The organism is Pseudomonas sp. Y24-6, assembly GCF_020295325.1.
In the GTDB taxonomy this organism is placed as follows: domain Bacteria; phylum Pseudomonadota; class Gammaproteobacteria; order Pseudomonadales; family Pseudomonadaceae; genus Aquipseudomonas; species Aquipseudomonas gregormendelii.
Map to the genome: position 1 here is coordinate 19,751 of NZ_JACBXG010000016.1, position 15,165 is coordinate 34,915.

The following is a 15,165-nucleotide window of genomic DNA, read 5'->3' on the forward strand; positions in this document are numbered from 1 at the left end:
GACTTTAGGCCGTATAAACTTGCGCAAAGCGTCGGCCAATAGATGTTTCGGCGCCACAGACAAGAGAGTGATTAATGGGCGCACAGTGGAAGGTTAAACACAAAGAAGCGGCATCCAATGCCAAGGGCAAGATCTTCGGCAAACTGGTGAAGGAAATCACCATTGCCGCGCGCAATGGTGCCGATGTCGCGACCAACGCGCATTTGCGCCTGGTGGTGGAGCAGGCGAAGAAGGCGTCCATGCCTCGCGAAACCCTGGAGCGTGCGATCAAGAAAGGTTCGGGCCAGCTCGGCGAAACCGTGCAGTACCATCGTGTGACGTACGAAGGCTTTGCCCCCCATCAGGTGCCGCTGATCGTTGAGTGCGTGACCGACAACATCAACCGTACCGTTGCCGAGATTCGTGTTGCGTTTCGCAAGGGCCAGTTGGGCGCTTCGGGTTCGGTCTCCTGGGATTTCAACCATGTCGGCATGATCGAGGCGTCCCCGGACAGCCCGGATGCTGATCCGGAAATGGCCGCAATCGAAGCCGGTGCACAGGATTTCGAGCCGGGTGAAGAAGAGGGCACGACCCTGTTCCTGACCGAGCCTGCGGACCTCGATGCGGTCCAGAAAGCCTTGCCTGAGCAAGGTTTTACCGTGCTGTCGGCGAAGCTGGGCTACCAGCCGAAAAACCCGGTGAGTGGCTTGAGCGACGAACAGATGGCTGAAGTCGAGGCGTTCCTTGAAGGCCTGGACAACCATGATGATGTGCAGGACATGTTTGTCGGCTTGGCGGGTTAATCGGTTTCTTTCGTAATACCGCTATCGCGGGCAGGCTTGCTCCCCCGGGTCGTGGGAGCAAGTTTGGTTCTGCAGGCTCTGTGCCGGTCACAGATCCTGCAGCGCCCGTACCACCTCGCCAAACCCGGGCCGCTCCATCACCTGCGCCTGACAGCAACGCTGTTGCAATTGCTCCAGTCGTTCACGGCCCTGCGCGGTCAAGTCCGAATCGATCCGCTCCAGCAATTCCCCCAGCAGTACCCCAAAGGCACGTACTTCAAGTCGCTGCAAGGCACGGCTTTGGACACTGTCTGACTTCGCGTGGAAAGACGCCGCGCCAAAGTCTCCCAGCAGGCAATCACCGCGCTCGTTAAAGAGAATATTGTGGCCGTAGAGGTCGCCGTGGGTGATCCCCTGGCGGTGCAGATGTTCGGCCACCGAAGCGATGGCGCCAGCGATGCGCAAGGCCACACTGGCGCTGAAGCGGGTGTGATCGGCGTAGACGTCGCGGCTGCAGGAATCCAGGCTCGGCAGACCCGCCAGGTTGCGGAAGCTCGGCTCTATCAGCTCCATGACCAGTCCGGCCTGAGCCTGTGGATGGTCGACGATTCGTCCCTCGACCCGGATGAGGTTGGGGTGCTCGCCTGCAGTGATGCACGCGTTCATTTCATGCAAGGGCGAACCGTCGCTGGTCATTTCACCTTTGTAGAGTTTGACCGCCACTGGCAGCTCCCCAGCGCCTGGTCGGGTCCAGGTCGCTCGATGGATCACCCCGGAAGCACCTTCGCCCAGTTGCTGCTCAAGGCGCAATGCCGGCCAGGGGATGACGGCAGTCGATTCAAGCAGCGCAGCATCGGCCTCGGTTTCCAGCGGGTTACCGGCGTACGCCAGCCAGGTCAGGCTTGGCAGGGTGAGCAGCCATTCGGGGAGTTCGGTTAGCTGGTTGGCGGCGACCCGGATCAGTTCCAGTCGATGACAGTGTTGCAGGCTGTCAGGCAAGCGCTTGAGCTGATTACCGGCGAGCATGAGTTTTTGCAGGTGCGGGCGCGCGCCCAGTTCGCTGGGCAGTTCGCTGATGCAGTTGTCAGTCAGGATCAGCCAGCGCAGCAATGGCGGGAGTGCGCTGCCCGGGACCTGCGTAATGCGGTTGGCCTTGAAACCGACCATGGTCAATGAACTGCACTGGCCCAGGCATGCGGGCAGTTCGGTGAACAGGTTGTCCGAGCAGAACAACACCCGCAGGCGGGTCAGTCGATGCAGGTCGTCTGGTAGTTGGCTGAGCGCGTTGCCACTGAGGTTGAGGATTTCAAGGGAGTCCGCCAGGTCGAATATTTCCCGGGGGAAGTCACTCAGGCCGCAGGCGAGATCAAGGCGGGTGCTGCCCGCCAGTTGGCCGGCGCGCAGTTGGTCAAGGGTGTCCATGAAATCGATTCGCTATTCATTTGGAGAGGGGCGCCCGCATGATAGCGAGACATGTGGTGACTGTACCAATCGCGAGCAGGCTCGCTCCCACAATGATTTCCGAGCACCTGTGGGAGCGAGCCTGCTCGCGATTGGCATTCAAGGCGAAGAATGATCAATTCAACTCATTGATTTCCATCAACTGCCCCAGCCGACTGCGGGTTCGCGCCAGGTCGATTGCATCACCACCCAGGCTCGCACTCAGCGAATGCTGGCTGACCAACGTCAGGTGTTTGTCCTGATCGTAAAGCACGTCGACCAGGTTGATGAACCGCTGCTGCGCGGCGATGGTGGTGTCGGCGAGCAGAGGCAGGTCGACGATGATCCAGTGGTCGAACTGTCGGCACAGTTCCAGGTAGTCCATGACGGCCGTGGGGTGTTCACACAGGTCGGCGAAAGTGAATCCGATCGTGCGCCGATCGCTGAAGCGGGCCTGCACTTGACGGGTGCCGACAGACAGTTGCAGGGGCGCAGCATCAGCCTCGGGGAAATTCAACCGGCGTCTGATCTGCAGTGTGTCCGGCCAGAGGTAATGTCCATGGGTGAAGACTTGCTGGGCGTAGTGCCGCGCCTGACTGCGGTAGTCGTGGGGCCCGCCGACTTCCATGACCTGCATTCTCGAGTTGATCAGGTCGATGACCGGTTTGAAACGTGCGTGGTACAGCGGGTTTGGCAGCAAGCCTTCCGGCGGATAGTTTGAGGTGACCAGCAGCAGGATGCTTCGGCGAAACAGCGCCTGGAACAAGCGGGTGATGAGCATCGCGTCGCCGATATCGTGGACGTGAAACTCGTCAAAACACAACACCCGACAACCGTCCAGCAGGTGGTCAAGGCTGAGCTCCATGGCATCGGTCTGCTCGCGATGAGTGAACATTTCCTGATGCAGTTGGGCAAAAAACTGATGGAAGTGCAGCCGCTTTTTTTCGGCGATCGGGATGGCCTGGAAAAACCCGTCCAACAACCAGCTCTTGCCCCGCCCCACGGCGCCGTGCAGATACAGCCCGGGAAGTTTTTGCTGCGCTGAGCCTGCCAGCAAGGGGGCGTAGTGCGCCATGCAATCGATCACGCGCTGCTGACTGTGGCTGAGTGTATAGCCTTGGGCATGCGCCTTGTGGCGAAAGTAGTCGTGGATCACCCTTGCGCTGGCCACCGGGGTAGTCGATGCCTTGGCAAACAGGCGACGCAGTGCCGGCCAACGTGGTGTGAGTCGCAAACGCTTGGGTGGTCGAACAGCCACTGGAATGTCACCCCGTGATTTTTTCGCCGGCGCCCCGCGCGGCGGCGGCACAGTTTAACCAAATGGGTAGTTTTGCTTCCAGCGCTGTGGGTCAAAACGTTTTCGTTTGCCTGAGCAACTGCGCCGCCGGCGTATCGCTGGGGCTGACCATTGCATAGTTATACCCGGCGCCTGACCAGTACTCGGCCTGCAGCTCACCATCGCTGCGACTGCCTCGGGGTAGCAGGAAGTTCTTCGGCCCTGGCGGGCGCACGTAGAAGCTGATCTTCTGTCCGTTCCGGTTCTCGTAGACCACCATCGCCGCCGGCCCTTGCTCGGTGCTGAGCAGGCGCCCGCTGACCGGTTTGAAGCCGGCGTGAGCGAGGTCGGGAAGACGGTTGGCCTGGGTGAAATAACGGTCCAGCCAGGCCTGCATGTCGCCCTGTTCGCCGACTTTGAAGTCCGCCGGCAACAGGCTTTGCTGTGCGATCAGGCGATATGCCTGCATGGCATCGGCCATTGGTGCCGCAGCGCTGAGCAGGGTCATTTCCCGGGCCTGCCAGCCGCTGAAACCGCCAACACCGACGGCCAGCAGCAGTACGGCGGCGCTGGCCAGGTGACGGCGGGATTGGCGCTTGAGCCCTTGGCGAATGAGCGCCGGCTGCAGCTGCGGATTGGCCGGTTGCTGCAGCGCGCCGCTCAGGTCAGCTCGCAACTGTTGGGCATCCTGCTGCCAGGCGCGCACGGTGGCGGCCACGGGCGGATTGTTTGTCAGATAAGTTTCAACCAGAAGTCGGTCCGCCGCGCTGAGCTGGCAGTCGATGTAGGCGTGCAGATCACGCTCGTCAGGGGGCATGCTGATCATTTGAGTCTCCGCAGGGCAGGGCGGGTGATTTCACCTTCGCTGAGCTGGCGCAACGCCTGGCGGGCGCGAGACAGGCGGGACATCACGGTGCCAATGGGCACTTCGAGAATCTCGGTCACCGCTTTGTAGCTCAAACCTTCGACTGATACCCACAGCAACAGTGCGCGTTGCTCGGTGGTGAGCTGGTCGAAGGCCTTGAGCGTCGATTGCGCGATCACCGTGCGCTCTGCAGACGGCTCGGCTTCTTCACGGCCGGTAAAAAATTCGAGCATTCGCGCATAACGCCGGGAGCGCCGGTGGGCGTCAAGGAACTGTCGATAGAGAATCGAGAACAACCAGGCGCGCAAGTCTCCCTCCGGGCGTTTGTCGCTCCAGCGTGAGAGTGCGCGCTCCAGGCAGGTCTGCACCAGATCATCGGCGCTGCTGGGATTACGCGTCAGGGACAGCGCAAATCGCCTCAACCTGGGAATGATTTCACTCAGTTGTTCGTCGATATCGTTCATGAAGTTCTGACTAGTCACTACGCTGTGGACCAGGAAGACGCTCGGCGTTCGAGGTTATTCCACGCGCGAACAAATAAACACCGGTGATGGAATAAACCGTCCGGGGGTTCGTCTGCTTGATTCTTCTCACTTGCGGCCACAGGCCCTGGAGTCTTTCATGGTAGATCGCTCATCACCGCCCATCCGGCCACCGCTGAGCGCCACCAGCCTGGTGTTGCGCCTTGGCTGTATCGCTTTGGTGGTCGCCGCTGTTGCCGGGGCCTTTGCCTACGTCAACGGCACATTTGACCCACAGCGGCTCACGCCGAAAAAACTGATCAACGTGCTGGAAACCAACAACGGCGTGCACCCGGGGTACCGGCGCAACCACTCTAAAGGTGTTTGCGTGATCGGGCATTTCGAGAGCAGCGGCGAGGCGCGCAGCTACTCCAGCGCCCAGGTATTCAATGAAGCACGCACCCCGGTGGTCGGGCGGTTCGCGCTGCCGGCTGGCAATCCCTACGCACCGGACAGCAGCGTGCCGATCCGCAGCATGGCGTTGCGCTTTACCCAGGCCAATGGTCAACAATGGCGCACCGGGATGAACAGCATGCCGGTGTTCCCGGTAGGCACCCCCGAAGCCTTCTATCAATTGCAGCAGGCCCAGTCACCCGTACCCGCCACTGGGAAACCCGACCCTGCGGCGGTACCAGCATTCTTCGGCGCGCATCCGGAAGCTGCGCCGTTTCTGGCGTGGATCAAAACCGCCAAGCCGTCGGCCAGCTACGTGACTGAAACCTACAACAGCGTGAACGCGTTTTACCTGGTCAACGCCGCCGGTCAGCGCCAGGCGGTGCGCTGGAGCATGGTGCCGGTTGCCCAGGACTCACCCGGTGCGACGGCGCCGCAAGGCACCGATTTTCTCGAGCAGGACCTGGCCCAGCGAATGGGCGCCGGGCCGTTGCGCTGGCAGCTGAACATCACCCTGGCCAACCCCGGTGATCCGGTAGACGATGCCAGCAAGGCCTGGCCCGAAGGGCGCAAGGTGGTAAATGCCGGGACTCTGGTGCTCGAAAACGTCCAGCCGCAACTCAGTGGCGAGTGCCGGGACATCAACTATGACCCGCTGGTACTACCTGCCGGCATCGAGGGCTCGGGCGATCCACTGCTCGCCGCTCGTTCAGCCGGTTATGCCAGTTCCTACTTGCGTCGTACCAGTGAAGTCAGCCAGTTGCCCGCCGCCAAACAGGAGGCTCGCCAATGAGCACTCAACCGAACCACTTCGCGCCATTGGCGCGGTTGCTGCACTGGCTGATGGCACTGATGGTTATTGCCATGCTGTTTATCGGGGCAGGCATGGTTGCCTCGGTGTCCGAGCGTCATGAGTGGCTGATCCACCTGCACAAACCCTTGGGCATCGCCATTCTGGTGTTGGTGATCGTGCGCATCGTCGTGCGTTTTTCCACTCGACAGCCGCCACTGCCTGCCGATTTGCCGGGATGGCAAGTGCTCGCGGCCAAAGGCTCGCACCTGCTGCTATACGCATTGATGCTGGTACTGCCTCTACTGGGGTGGGCAATGATTTCGGCGGCGGGCGATCCGGTAATGCTCAGCAGTTCGTTGCAGCTGCCTTCGATTGTGCCGGCCAACGCGCAGGTATTCGCCTTTCTGCGCAAGGCCCACGGTTACCTGGCCTACCTGCTGTTCCTGACCGTGTTGCTGCACCTGGCGGCGGCGCTGTTCCATGGCTGGGTGCGCCGTGACGAGGTGCTCGACAGCATGCTGCGTGGCAAGGACCGCGCCTGACTTCGATGGCCGCAGCTGCAGCTGCGGCCACGGCCAATCAGCGCAACACGTCAACTATGTCGGCAACAGTCGTCAGCACGTCCTTGCCCAACTGTTTGGAGCGCTTGCCCGACCAGCCCGTCAGCGGGTTCGGCGCATCGTCGTTGTCCTTGAAGGGCATTTCCAGGGTCAGCGACAGGCAGTCGAATTTCTCGCCGACGCTGTTGCACGCCAGGGTCATGTTGGCTTTGCCCGGCTCATCGCGGGTGTAGCCGTGCTTGGTCTGGAAGTCCTTGGTAAGGTGCTTCAAATGACTGCGAAATTGCTCTTCGAGTTTGGCGAGCCGCGGGGTGTAACCAGGGTTGCCCTCGCAGCCGGCGGTGAACACGTAGGGAATCTCTTCGTCGCCATGAATGTCGAGGAACAGGTCAACGCCGTAGCGTTCCATCTGTTGTTGCACGAACAGCACTTCAGGGCTGATGTCCTGGCTGGCGCTCTGCCAGGCGCGGTTCAGGTCCTGGCCCATGGCATTGGTGCGCAGGTGACCATGGAAGGCGCCGTCCGGATTCATGTTCGGCACCAGGTACAGATCGGCACTGGCCAGTAGTTTGTTCAGGACCGGGTCGTCGTGTTTTTCCAGGCGCTCAATCACACCTTCCATAAACCATTCGGCCATGTGTTCGCCCGGGTGCTGCTGGGCAATCATCCACACCTTGCGTCGACCCTCGGCTCCGGTGCCTTTGCGCAGAAGCTGGATGTCCCGGCCTTCGACGCTTTTACCGGTAGCCAGCAGCTCGGTGCCGGCCTTGGTCAGCGCCTGCTCGATCAGCCAGTCGTGCCGCCCGCGACTGTAGGGTTCGAAGTAGGCGAACCAGGCATGGGTAGCAGTGGCTTCCAGGCTGAAGCGCAGGCAGTCGCCTTCGAAGATGGTGGGTACCCGGAACCAATTCACGTGGTCATACGAGGCAACGGCCTGGTAACCGTCCCAGGCTTTGTTATAGGAGGACTTGCTGGCGTTACTCAGGCGAAACCAGTGCTCCTGGCCCACGTGCAGGCCGCTGGCCTTGAAGTGGAACCACTGGAAGTGCGGGCTGCGGGTATCGGGTCGAATGGCCAGCAACGCTTGCAGCGGATTGCTGATATCGATCACTTCAATATTGCCGCTGTCGAAATTTGCGCTGATGTCGAAAGAGGATTTAGCCACGGTCATAGTCGATTCCTGAATATGATTTTTATGGCTGTTACTTTACACGCAGGGAAGGGAAAAATCGGGGAAATTGCCAGGAATTTGGGGGGCGTCCTCCTTGACGCCGACGCAGCTTAGAGACTGTGCGATTGATTCTCAAGTGCTATTTATCAATAGTTTGGCCCAATGTTACCGGGCCTCTCTTGCCAAGGAACATTCTTTTGATATCATCCGCGCCATCGAATGTGCAGTGCCTGAAGACTTCATTAGCCTGAAGCCAAAGCCAGACTAACTGGCAAAAAAAGACCCGGCAAAAAGCCGGGTCAAAAACCGTGATTAGCCTGATGAGGAGATAGTCCAGGAGACCGACCTAAGGTCTCTTGGTCCATCGACTGATCTCGCGACCAGCTGATGCAATAATAATCATTCTCGTTTGCAAGTCAAACGCTTTTCGCTGTTCGCCAGGGAAATTCTTTCCTGGTGCCTTTGGTTTCAACCCTTATTACCCTCGTCAAGCGACTGATTCACCAAGGCCCTGGCCATATCGATCAGGTGCACCGTCGACAGCGTCAGGTCCCGGCTGGCGCCTTGAAGGTTACTGGCCGACTCATAGGCAATGGAGGCCGCGCACCGCATCAGGTCAGAGGCATGTACAAGTGCCTCCTCGCTGCTGACGTTCTTGTTTACAGCAAAAAAGCGCGGTTGTTCGGGCTCTGCTGACACGGCTGGTTTCAAGTAGTGATCGAGCGCGCGCTGTGCGGCAGCGAAGCCCTGTGGCGAGTTGAGGGCGGTATCCATTGGCTCGTCGGGCAGGTCAGTGCTGGTGATTGCCATGGTGACGTAAACTCCTTTTTTATGGTCAAATCCGTGAAAGCAGATTAGTACAAAACGTATTTGTTTCGACCAGTGAAATAATACAGATTGTGTTTTGAGCGCAGGCAGGAGCCCGCGTATCGTGCCCGACATGGATAAATGGATTGAACTGGTCAAGGCCAAGATGAGTGAGCTCAATATCACTCAGGAGATACTCGCAGACCGTCTTGGGATGTCGCAGGGTGGTGTTGGACACTGGCTGAATAAACGACGTCAGCCCGCTGTCGACGACATGAACCGTGTACTGCAAGCCTTGGGCCTGGATTTCCTCGAAGTGGCAATGGTGCTCCGGGAGGTCGAGGCTTGCGAGGAAGATAATCCTCCCCTGGCGCAGCGCTATAACCCTTCATTTCGCTACCCGATCACTGACTGGCAAGACGCACAGCTGCTGCGCGATGGGGAGTTGCCGGTGTACGGTGCGACGCATTTCGAGCTGTCCGACTACCACGCTCGCGGCGGCGCGTTCTGGCTCAAGGTAGAGGGTGATGCGATGAACGCGCCCAGTGGGCCGAGCATTGCCCACAACATGCTGATCCTGGTCGATCCGGAGGTTGAGGTGCTGCCCGGCAAGCTGGTGATTGCCCAATGGCCCGGCAGCGCCGCAGCCACTTTCCGCCAATTGATCGAGGAGGGCGGCCAACTTTACCTGGTGCCGCTCAACCCGACTTATCCGAAGGCTTTGTACACTGCCGACTGCCGAATCATCGGCGTGGTCGTACAGGCCACCGCCAAGTTCTGATCAGATCGACCCTGCCAGTGGGTAGGGCCGTTCCTTGTTTCAAGCCTCTTGCAGCTCGACCAGCGCGCTGCCTTCACTGACCATTTCGCCTTCCTGGCAGTACAGCGCCTTGATCACTCCAGCGTGCGGCGCACGAATGCTGTGTTCCATTTTCATGGCTTCCAGGACCACCAGTTGCGCGCCGGCTTCAATCGATTGCCCGACCTCTACCAGGACCCGCACGATACTGCCGTTCATGGGTGCGGTCAGGCCGCCCTGATGACTATGACTGGCTTCCACGGCACTGATCGGGTCGTAGGATTCGATGCGGCGAAGCTCCCCATCCCATTGCAGATAGACCACGCCGTCGCGGCGAATGACCCGGTGCTGCCGGCGCAGGCCTTCTTCCTTGATCAGCAGTTGCTCGCCCTTGAGCTGTGCTGTGCTGGCATCGACTGCGCCCAGCGTAAGAGCACGGTCCTGGCCTTCGCAGCTCAGGTGCAGGCTGATCTGCGTTGGCAGTCCGGTACGAAAACCGTTGCCGCTCGCCCAAGGCGACGCCAGGTCGTCAGTGCGCGGCGCGGTGGTTTGACTTTGGGCAAATGCCTGGCCAGCGGCTTGCCAGAAATCCTCACCCAGCGCTGCCGGTTTCGGCAGCAACTGCTCCTGGTATCGCGGGATGAACCCGGTATCCAGTTCTGCGGCGGCAAAAGCTGGATGGCCGATGATCCGGCGCAGGAAGTTGATGTTGGTCCTGAGCCCGCCAATCGCGAATTCGTCGAGCATGCCCAGCAGGCGTAGCCGCGCCTGTTCGCGGTCTTCGCCCCAGGCAATCAGCTTGCCCAGCATCGGGTCGTAGAACGGCGAGATCTCATCACCTTCTTCCACGCCGCTGTCGACTCGACGTCCGGCGCCGGGCGCCGACTCGCGATACAACTCCAGGCGGCCGGTCGCTGGCAGGAAGTCATTACCCGGGTCTTCGGCGTACAACCTGACTTCAATGGCGTGTCCGATCAGGGGCACCTGCTCCTGGGTCATCGGCAGGGTTTCACCCCGGGCCACGCGGATTTGCCAGGCGACCAGGTCGAGCCCGGTAATGGCTTCGGTCACCGGGTGCTCGACCTGCAGACGGGTATTCATCTCCATGAAGAAGAACTCGCCTCGCGAGTCCAGCAGGAACTCCACCGTACCGGCCCCGACGTAGCCAATGGCCTGTGCCGAGCGTACGGCGGCTTCGCCCATGGCGCGGCGCAATTGCGCGCTCAGGCCTGGAGCAGGGGCTTCTTCGACAACCTTCTGGTGGCGACGCTGGATCGAGCAGTCGCGCTCATTGAGGTACAGGCAATTGCCCTGCTGATCGGCAAAGACCTGGATCTCCACGTGCCGCGGTTTGAGCAGGTATTTTTCTACCAGCATGCGTGAGTCGCCAAACGACGATTGGGCTTCACGCTGCGCCGAGGCCAGGGCTTCGGCCAGTTGGCTGACATCTTCGACCACTTTCATGCCTTTACCGCCGCCGCCTGCCGTGGCTTTGAGCAGCACCGGATAACCGATGCGTTCACAGGCTGTGCGGAAGGTTTCCAGGTCCTGGGCTTCGCCGTGATAACCAGGCACCAGTGGCACGCCGGCGGTTTCCATCAGCGCCTTGGCGGCGGACTTGCTGCCCATCGCATCGATCGCCGAGGCGGGAGGGCCGAGGAAGATCAAGCCGGCATTCTCGATGGCCCGGGCAAATCCGGCGTTCTCCGACAGGAAACCATACCCCGGATGAATCGCCTGGGCACCACTGGCCAGTGCAGCAGCAATCAGTTTGTCGATCTGCAGGTAGCTGTCGGCGGCTTTGCTGCCACCCAGGTCCACCCGGATATCGGCCTCGCGGCTGTGCCGGGCGTCACGATCAGTGGCGCTGTGCACGGCCACGGTGGTCAGGCCCAGGGCCTTGGCGGTGCGCATCACCCGGCAGGCGATTTCGCCGCGGTTGGCCACCAGTAAAGTGGTAATGACGGGCGTGCTCATCAACGCGGCTCCTTCGTGTTTGGGGTAGCGATCCAGTTCGCCGGGCGTTTTTGCAGAAAGGCACGCAAGCCTTCCTGGCCTTCAGGGCTGACGCGGATCCGCGCAATGGCATTCTCGGTGTAGCGCCGCAGCGCCGGTGTCAGCGCGCCGTTCCCCACCTCGCGCAGTAGATCCTTGCTGGCGCGCATGGCGGCGGGGCTGTTGAGCAGCAAGTTGTCGATCCACTGCTCGACCTTCGATTCCAGCTCTGCCAGGGGGTAGCTTTCTGACAGCAAACCGATCTCCCGTGCCTGCTGGCCGCTGAAGCGCTCGGCTGTCAGGGCGTAGCGACGCGCTGCGCGTTCGCCGATGGCCTGCACCACGAACGGACTGATTACGGCAGGCGCCAGGCCGATGCGGACCTCCGACAGGCAAAATTGCGCGTCATCGGCACCGATGGCCATATCACAGCAGCTGATCAAACCCAGTGCTCCCCCAAACGCCGCCCCTTGCACCACGGCCAGGGTGGGGATTTTCAGTTTGGCGAGGTTGTACATCAACTCGGCCAACTCGCGGGCATCGTCGAGATTGGTGTGGTAATCCAGTTCGGCGGACTGCTGCATCCAGGCCAGGTCGGCGCCGGCGCTGAAATGCTTGCCGCGGCCGCGCAACAGCAGGAACCTGAGGCTGGTATCGGCCGAGACCTTATCCAGGGCGATGATCAACTCGCGGATCATCTGCGCGTTAAAGGCGTTGTTCTTGTCTTCGCGAGCGAGCCACAAGGTTGCGAAACCCCGGGGGTCGGTGTGCAATTGGAGGGTGTTGAAGTCGCTCATTTTGTCTGTCTCCACAACTCATGTGTGAGGGGGCTGCTGGCGAAGAACGCTAACGCGGTACATGGAAGACCGCGGTGAATCCTTCGCCAGCAAGCCCGCTCACACAGAAAATCACATCCGGAATACGCCGAAACGGCTCTGTTCTACTGGCGCGTTCAGCGCGGCCGACAAGGCCAGGGCCAACACATCGCGGGTCTGCGCGGGGTCGATGACGCCGTCATCCCACAGCCGGGCGCTGGAGTAGTAGGGATGTCCCTGCTGTTCGTACTGATCGAGGATAGGTTGCTTGATCTCGGCTTCCTGCTGGGCGCTGAAGGCCTGGCCACCTCGCTCGGCCTGCTCGCGCTTGACTTGGACCAGCACGCCGGCAGCCTGCTCGGCACCCATCACGCCAATCCGCGCATTTGGCCACATCCACAGGAAGCGTGGGTCGTATGCGCGTCCGCACATGCCGTAGTTGCCGGCGCCGAAGCTGCCGCCAATGATCACGGTGAACTTTGGCACCTTGGCGCACGCTACGGCGGTCACCAGTTTGGCACCGTGCTTGGCGATGCCGCCGGCTTCGTATTTCTGGCCCACCATGAAGCCGGTGATGTTCTGCAGGAATAGCAATGGAATGCCGCGTTGACAGGCCAGTTCGATGAAGTGCGCGCCTTTTTGCGCGGCTTCGGCGAACAGAATGCCGTTGTTGGCGAGAATCGCGATCGGATAACCGTGCAGGTAGGCAAAACCGCACACCAGTGTCGTGCCGAACAACGCCTTGAACTCGTCGAACACCGAGCCGTCCACCAGCCGTGCGATGACTTCACGCACATCAAAAGGTTGCTTGGCGTCAGCCGATACCACGCCGTAAAGCTCGTCGCTGGCATACAGCGGGGCGATCGGGGTGCGTTGCTGCACTTCGCCGAGCTTGCGCCAGTTAAGGTTGGCAATGCTGCGCCGGGCAATGGCCAAGGCGTGCTCGTCGCTCTCGGCGTAATGATCGGCGACACCGGAAACCTTGCAGTGCACATCGGCGCCACCAAGGTCTTCGGCGCTGACCACTTCACCCGTCGCGGCTTTCACCAAAGGCGGGCCGGCAAGGAAGATGGTCGCCTGGTTGCGCACCATGATCGCCTCGTCGGCCATGGCCGGAACATAGGCACCGCCAGCGGTGCAGGAGCCCATGACCACGGCGATCTGCGGAATGCCCATGGCACTCATGTTGGCCTGGTTGAAGAAGATTCGACCAAAGTGCTCGCGGTCCGGGAACACTTCATCCTGGCGCGGCAAGTTCGCGCCACCGGAGTCCACCAGGTAAATGCAGGGCAGGCGATTTTGCTGGGCGATGGTCTGGGCGCGCAGGTGTTTTTTCACGGTCAGTGGATAGTACGAGCCACCTTTTACCGTGGCATCGTTGGCGACGATCATACATTCGACGCCTTCCACGCGGCCAATTCCGGCGATCACGCCAGCCGCCGGAACATCCTCACCGTACACCTCGTAGGCTGCCAGCTGGCTGATTTCCAGGAAGGGCGAGCCGGGATCGAGCAGCCGGTTGATGCGCTCACGAGGCAGTAACTTGCCCCTTGATGTGTGGCGCTCTTGCGCTTTGGGGCCGCCACCTTGCTGCACCTGCGCGAGCAGGGTATGCAGGGCGTCGACCTGTTTGCGCATCGCCGCGCTGTTGGCCGCGAACTCCGCCGAGCGGGGGTTGAGCAGGGTATGCAGGATAGCCATGGACAACTCCGGTTATCGGGTTTCGTTAAACAGTTCACGACCGATGAGCATGCGACGAATCTCGCTGGTACCCGCGCCGATTTCGTAGAGCTTGGCGTCGCGCAACAGACGGCCCGCGGGGAATTCATTGATGTAGCCGTTGCCACCAAGAATCTGAATCGCGTCGAGGGCCATTTGCGTGGCACGTTCGGCGCTGTACAGGATGACGCCGGCAGCGTCCTTGCGCGTGGTCTCGCCGCGCTCGCAGGCCTGGGCCACTGCATACAAATAGGCTCGGCTGGCGTTGAGTTGGGTGTACATGTCGGCGACCTTGCCCTGGATCAGCTGGAATTCGCCGATGCTCTGGCCAAATTGCTTGCGGTCATGGATGTAGGGAACGATCAGGTCCATGCAGGCCTGCATGATGCCGGTCGGGCCGCCGGACAGTACTACGCGCTCGTAGTCGAGACCGCTCATCAGTACTTTCACGCCGCCGTTGAGTACGCCCAGGATGTTTTCCTCCGGTACCTCGACGTCATCAAAGAACAGCTCGCAGGTGTTCGAGCCCCGCATGCCGAGCTTGTCGAACTTGTTGCTGCGGCTGAAGCCTTTCGAGTCGCGTTCGACGATGAAAGCCGTAATGCCGTGGGGGCCTTTTTCCAGGTCGGTCTTGGCGTAGATCACGTAGGTGTTGGCGTCAGGGCCGTTGGTAATCCAGGTCTTGCTGCCATTGAGCACGTAGCGATCACCACGTTTGTCGGCGCGCAGTTTCATCGATACCACGTCGGACCCGGCGTTCGGTTCGCTCATGGCGAGGGCGCCGATGTGCTCGCCGCTGATCAGCTTGGGCAGGTACCTGGTCTTCTGCTCATGATTGCCGTTGCGGTTGATCTGGTTGACGCAGAGGTTGGAGTGCGCGCCGTAGGACAGCGCAACTGAAGCCGAGCCGCGGCTGATTTCTTCCATGGCCACCACGTGCGCCAGGTAACCCAGGCCAGCGCCACCGTATTCTTCGCTGACAGTGATGCCCAAAAGGCCCATGTCGCCGAACTTGCGCCACAGGTCTGCTGGAAACAGGTTGTCGATGTCGATCTGGGCGGCGCGCGGGGCGATCTCGCTGGCAACAAAGGACTGAACCGAATCACGCAGCATGTCGATGGTTTCACCGAGGGCAAAGTTCAGGGATGGGTAGCTCATGGGGCACCTTTTGGCTTTTTTGTTGGGTGGGGAGGGCAGTGCTGCAGCTCTCACCTTTACGTTAACGTAAGCCTGTGACGAAGCGCTGTCAA

14 protein-coding genes are annotated in these 15,165 nt (G+C 60.6%); 4 read left to right on the plus strand and 10 right to left on the minus strand.

The window, feature by feature from the left end; genetic code table 11:
* The first annotated feature begins 74 nt into the window (after nucleotides 1-74).
* Nucleotides 75-782: a YebC/PmpR family DNA-binding transcriptional regulator gene (locus tag HYI44_RS24820; protein ID WP_045060175.1), complete on the plus strand. Its 708-nt coding sequence runs from the start codon at nucleotides 75-77 to the stop codon at nucleotides 780-782.
* An 87-nt stretch (nucleotides 783-869) separates the two neighbouring features.
* Here HYI44_RS24820 and HYI44_RS24825 read toward each other — a convergent pair whose 3' ends face one another.
* The 4 genes from HYI44_RS24825 to HYI44_RS24840 form a co-directional block, all read right to left on the minus strand.
* Complete coding sequence (locus HYI44_RS24825; protein ID WP_122839335.1) at nucleotides 870-2,183, minus strand: leucine-rich repeat-containing protein kinase family protein; 1,314 nt, start codon at nucleotides 2,181-2,183, stop codon at nucleotides 870-872.
* A 154-nt stretch (nucleotides 2,184-2,337) separates the two neighbouring features.
* A complete protein-coding gene (zapE, locus tag HYI44_RS24830) occupies nucleotides 2,338-3,459 on the minus strand; it encodes a cell division protein ZapE (RefSeq protein ID WP_225570762.1) in 1,122 nt (373 codons plus the stop codon).
* Between the two features lie 91 nt (nucleotides 3,460-3,550).
* Nucleotides 3,551-4,303: an anti-sigma factor family protein gene (locus HYI44_RS24835; protein ID WP_225570763.1), complete on the minus strand. Its 753-nt coding sequence runs from the start codon at nucleotides 4,301-4,303 to the stop codon at nucleotides 3,551-3,553.
* A complete protein-coding gene (locus HYI44_RS24840) occupies nucleotides 4,300-4,806 on the minus strand; it encodes a sigma-70 family RNA polymerase sigma factor (RefSeq protein ID WP_225570764.1) in 507 nt (168 codons plus the stop codon). The genes HYI44_RS24835 and HYI44_RS24840 overlap by 4 nt, the downstream gene beginning before the upstream one ends.
* A 157-nt stretch (nucleotides 4,807-4,963) precedes the next feature.
* Between HYI44_RS24840 and HYI44_RS24845 the strand changes: the two genes are divergently transcribed.
* Nucleotides 4,964-6,049 carry a catalase family peroxidase gene (locus HYI44_RS24845; RefSeq protein WP_225570765.1) on the plus strand — a complete coding sequence of 362 codons (1,086 nt, stop codon included), beginning with the start codon at nucleotides 4,964-4,966 and terminating at the stop codon, nucleotides 6,047-6,049.
* Nucleotides 6,046-6,591 carry a cytochrome b gene (locus tag HYI44_RS24850; protein WP_122839332.1) on the plus strand — a complete coding sequence of 182 codons (546 nt, stop codon included), beginning with the start codon at nucleotides 6,046-6,048 and terminating at the stop codon, nucleotides 6,589-6,591. Before HYI44_RS24845 ends, HYI44_RS24850 begins: the two co-directional genes overlap by 4 nt.
* Before the next feature lie 37 nt (nucleotides 6,592-6,628).
* Here HYI44_RS24850 and HYI44_RS24855 read toward each other — a convergent pair whose 3' ends face one another.
* Both HYI44_RS24855 and HYI44_RS24860 read right to left on the minus strand, forming a co-directional pair.
* Nucleotides 6,629-7,780 (minus strand): M14-type cytosolic carboxypeptidase, encoded by a 1,152-nt coding sequence (locus HYI44_RS24855; protein ID WP_122839331.1) that lies wholly within the window; start codon nucleotides 7,778-7,780, stop codon nucleotides 6,629-6,631.
* 468 nt (nucleotides 7,781-8,248) lie between these two features.
* The gene (locus HYI44_RS24860) at nucleotides 8,249-8,590 is read right to left on the minus strand and encodes a DUF6124 family protein (protein WP_225570766.1); all 342 of its coding nucleotides are present in this window, start codon (nucleotides 8,588-8,590) and stop codon (nucleotides 8,249-8,251) included.
* Nucleotides 8,591-8,720: 130 nt separating this feature from the next.
* On the opposite strand from HYI44_RS24860, the gene HYI44_RS24865 reads away from it, so the two are divergent.
* The gene (locus tag HYI44_RS24865) at nucleotides 8,721-9,368 is read left to right on the plus strand and encodes a LexA family transcriptional regulator (protein ID WP_225570767.1); all 648 of its coding nucleotides are present in this window, start codon (nucleotides 8,721-8,723) and stop codon (nucleotides 9,366-9,368) included.
* Between the two features lie 39 nt (nucleotides 9,369-9,407).
* On the opposite strand, the gene HYI44_RS24870 is transcribed toward HYI44_RS24865, so the two are convergent.
* The 4 genes from HYI44_RS24870 to HYI44_RS24885 all read right to left on the minus strand — a co-directional run bounded on the left by HYI44_RS24870 (nucleotide 9,408) and on the right by HYI44_RS24885 (nucleotide 15,073).
* Nucleotides 9,408-11,363 carry an acetyl/propionyl/methylcrotonyl-CoA carboxylase subunit alpha gene (locus tag HYI44_RS24870; RefSeq protein ID WP_225570768.1) on the minus strand — a complete coding sequence of 652 codons (1,956 nt, stop codon included), beginning with the start codon at nucleotides 11,361-11,363 and terminating at the stop codon, nucleotides 9,408-9,410.
* Nucleotides 11,363-12,178 carry a gamma-carboxygeranoyl-CoA hydratase gene (locus tag HYI44_RS24875; RefSeq protein ID WP_225570769.1) on the minus strand — a complete coding sequence of 272 codons (816 nt, stop codon included), beginning with the start codon at nucleotides 12,176-12,178 and terminating at the stop codon, nucleotides 11,363-11,365. The genes HYI44_RS24870 and HYI44_RS24875 overlap by 1 nt, the downstream gene beginning before the upstream one ends.
* 111 nt (nucleotides 12,179-12,289) lie before the next feature.
* On the minus strand, nucleotides 12,290-13,897 hold the full coding sequence (locus HYI44_RS24880; protein WP_225570770.1) for a carboxyl transferase domain-containing protein: 1,608 nt from the start codon (nucleotides 13,895-13,897) through the stop codon (nucleotides 12,290-12,292).
* A 12-nt stretch (nucleotides 13,898-13,909) separates the two neighbouring features.
* On the minus strand, nucleotides 13,910-15,073 hold the full coding sequence (locus HYI44_RS24885) for an isovaleryl-CoA dehydrogenase (protein ID WP_045060188.1): 1,164 nt from the start codon (nucleotides 15,071-15,073) through the stop codon (nucleotides 13,910-13,912).
* Between the last annotated feature and the right edge of the window lie 92 nt (nucleotides 15,074-15,165).

Coding starts and splice junctions, on each gene's coding strand:
- HYI44_RS24820 (WP_045060175.1), top strand. CDS start 75: ATGGGCGCACAGTGGAAGGTTAAACACAAAGAAGCGGCATCCAATGCC.
- HYI44_RS24825 (WP_122839335.1), bottom strand. CDS start 2,183: ATGGACACCCTTGACCAACTGCGCGCCGGCCAACTGGCGGGCAGCACC.
- HYI44_RS24835 (WP_225570763.1), bottom strand. CDS start 4,303: ATGATCAGCATGCCCCCTGACGAGCGTGATCTGCACGCCTACATCGAC.
- HYI44_RS24840 (WP_225570764.1), bottom strand. CDS start 4,806: ATGAACGATATCGACGAACAACTGAGTGAAATCATTCCCAGGTTGAGG.
- HYI44_RS24845 (WP_225570765.1), top strand. CDS start 4,964: ATGGTAGATCGCTCATCACCGCCCATCCGGCCACCGCTGAGCGCCACC.
- HYI44_RS24850 (WP_122839332.1), top strand. CDS start 6,046: ATGAGCACTCAACCGAACCACTTCGCGCCATTGGCGCGGTTGCTGCAC.
- HYI44_RS24855 (WP_122839331.1), bottom strand. CDS start 7,780: ATGACCGTGGCTAAATCCTCTTTCGACATCAGCGCAAATTTCGACAGC.
- HYI44_RS24860 (WP_225570766.1), bottom strand. CDS start 8,590: ATGGCAATCACCAGCACTGACCTGCCCGACGAGCCAATGGATACCGCC.
- HYI44_RS24865 (WP_225570767.1), top strand. CDS start 8,721: ATGGATAAATGGATTGAACTGGTCAAGGCCAAGATGAGTGAGCTCAAT.
- HYI44_RS24870 (WP_225570768.1), bottom strand. CDS start 11,363: ATGAGCACGCCCGTCATTACCACTTTACTGGTGGCCAACCGCGGCGAA.
- HYI44_RS24875 (WP_225570769.1), bottom strand. CDS start 12,178: ATGAGCGACTTCAACACCCTCCAATTGCACACCGACCCCCGGGGTTTC.
- HYI44_RS24880 (WP_225570770.1), bottom strand. CDS start 13,897: ATGGCTATCCTGCATACCCTGCTCAACCCCCGCTCGGCGGAGTTCGCG.
- HYI44_RS24885 (WP_045060188.1), bottom strand. CDS start 15,073: ATGAGCTACCCATCCCTGAACTTTGCCCTCGGTGAAACCATCGACATG.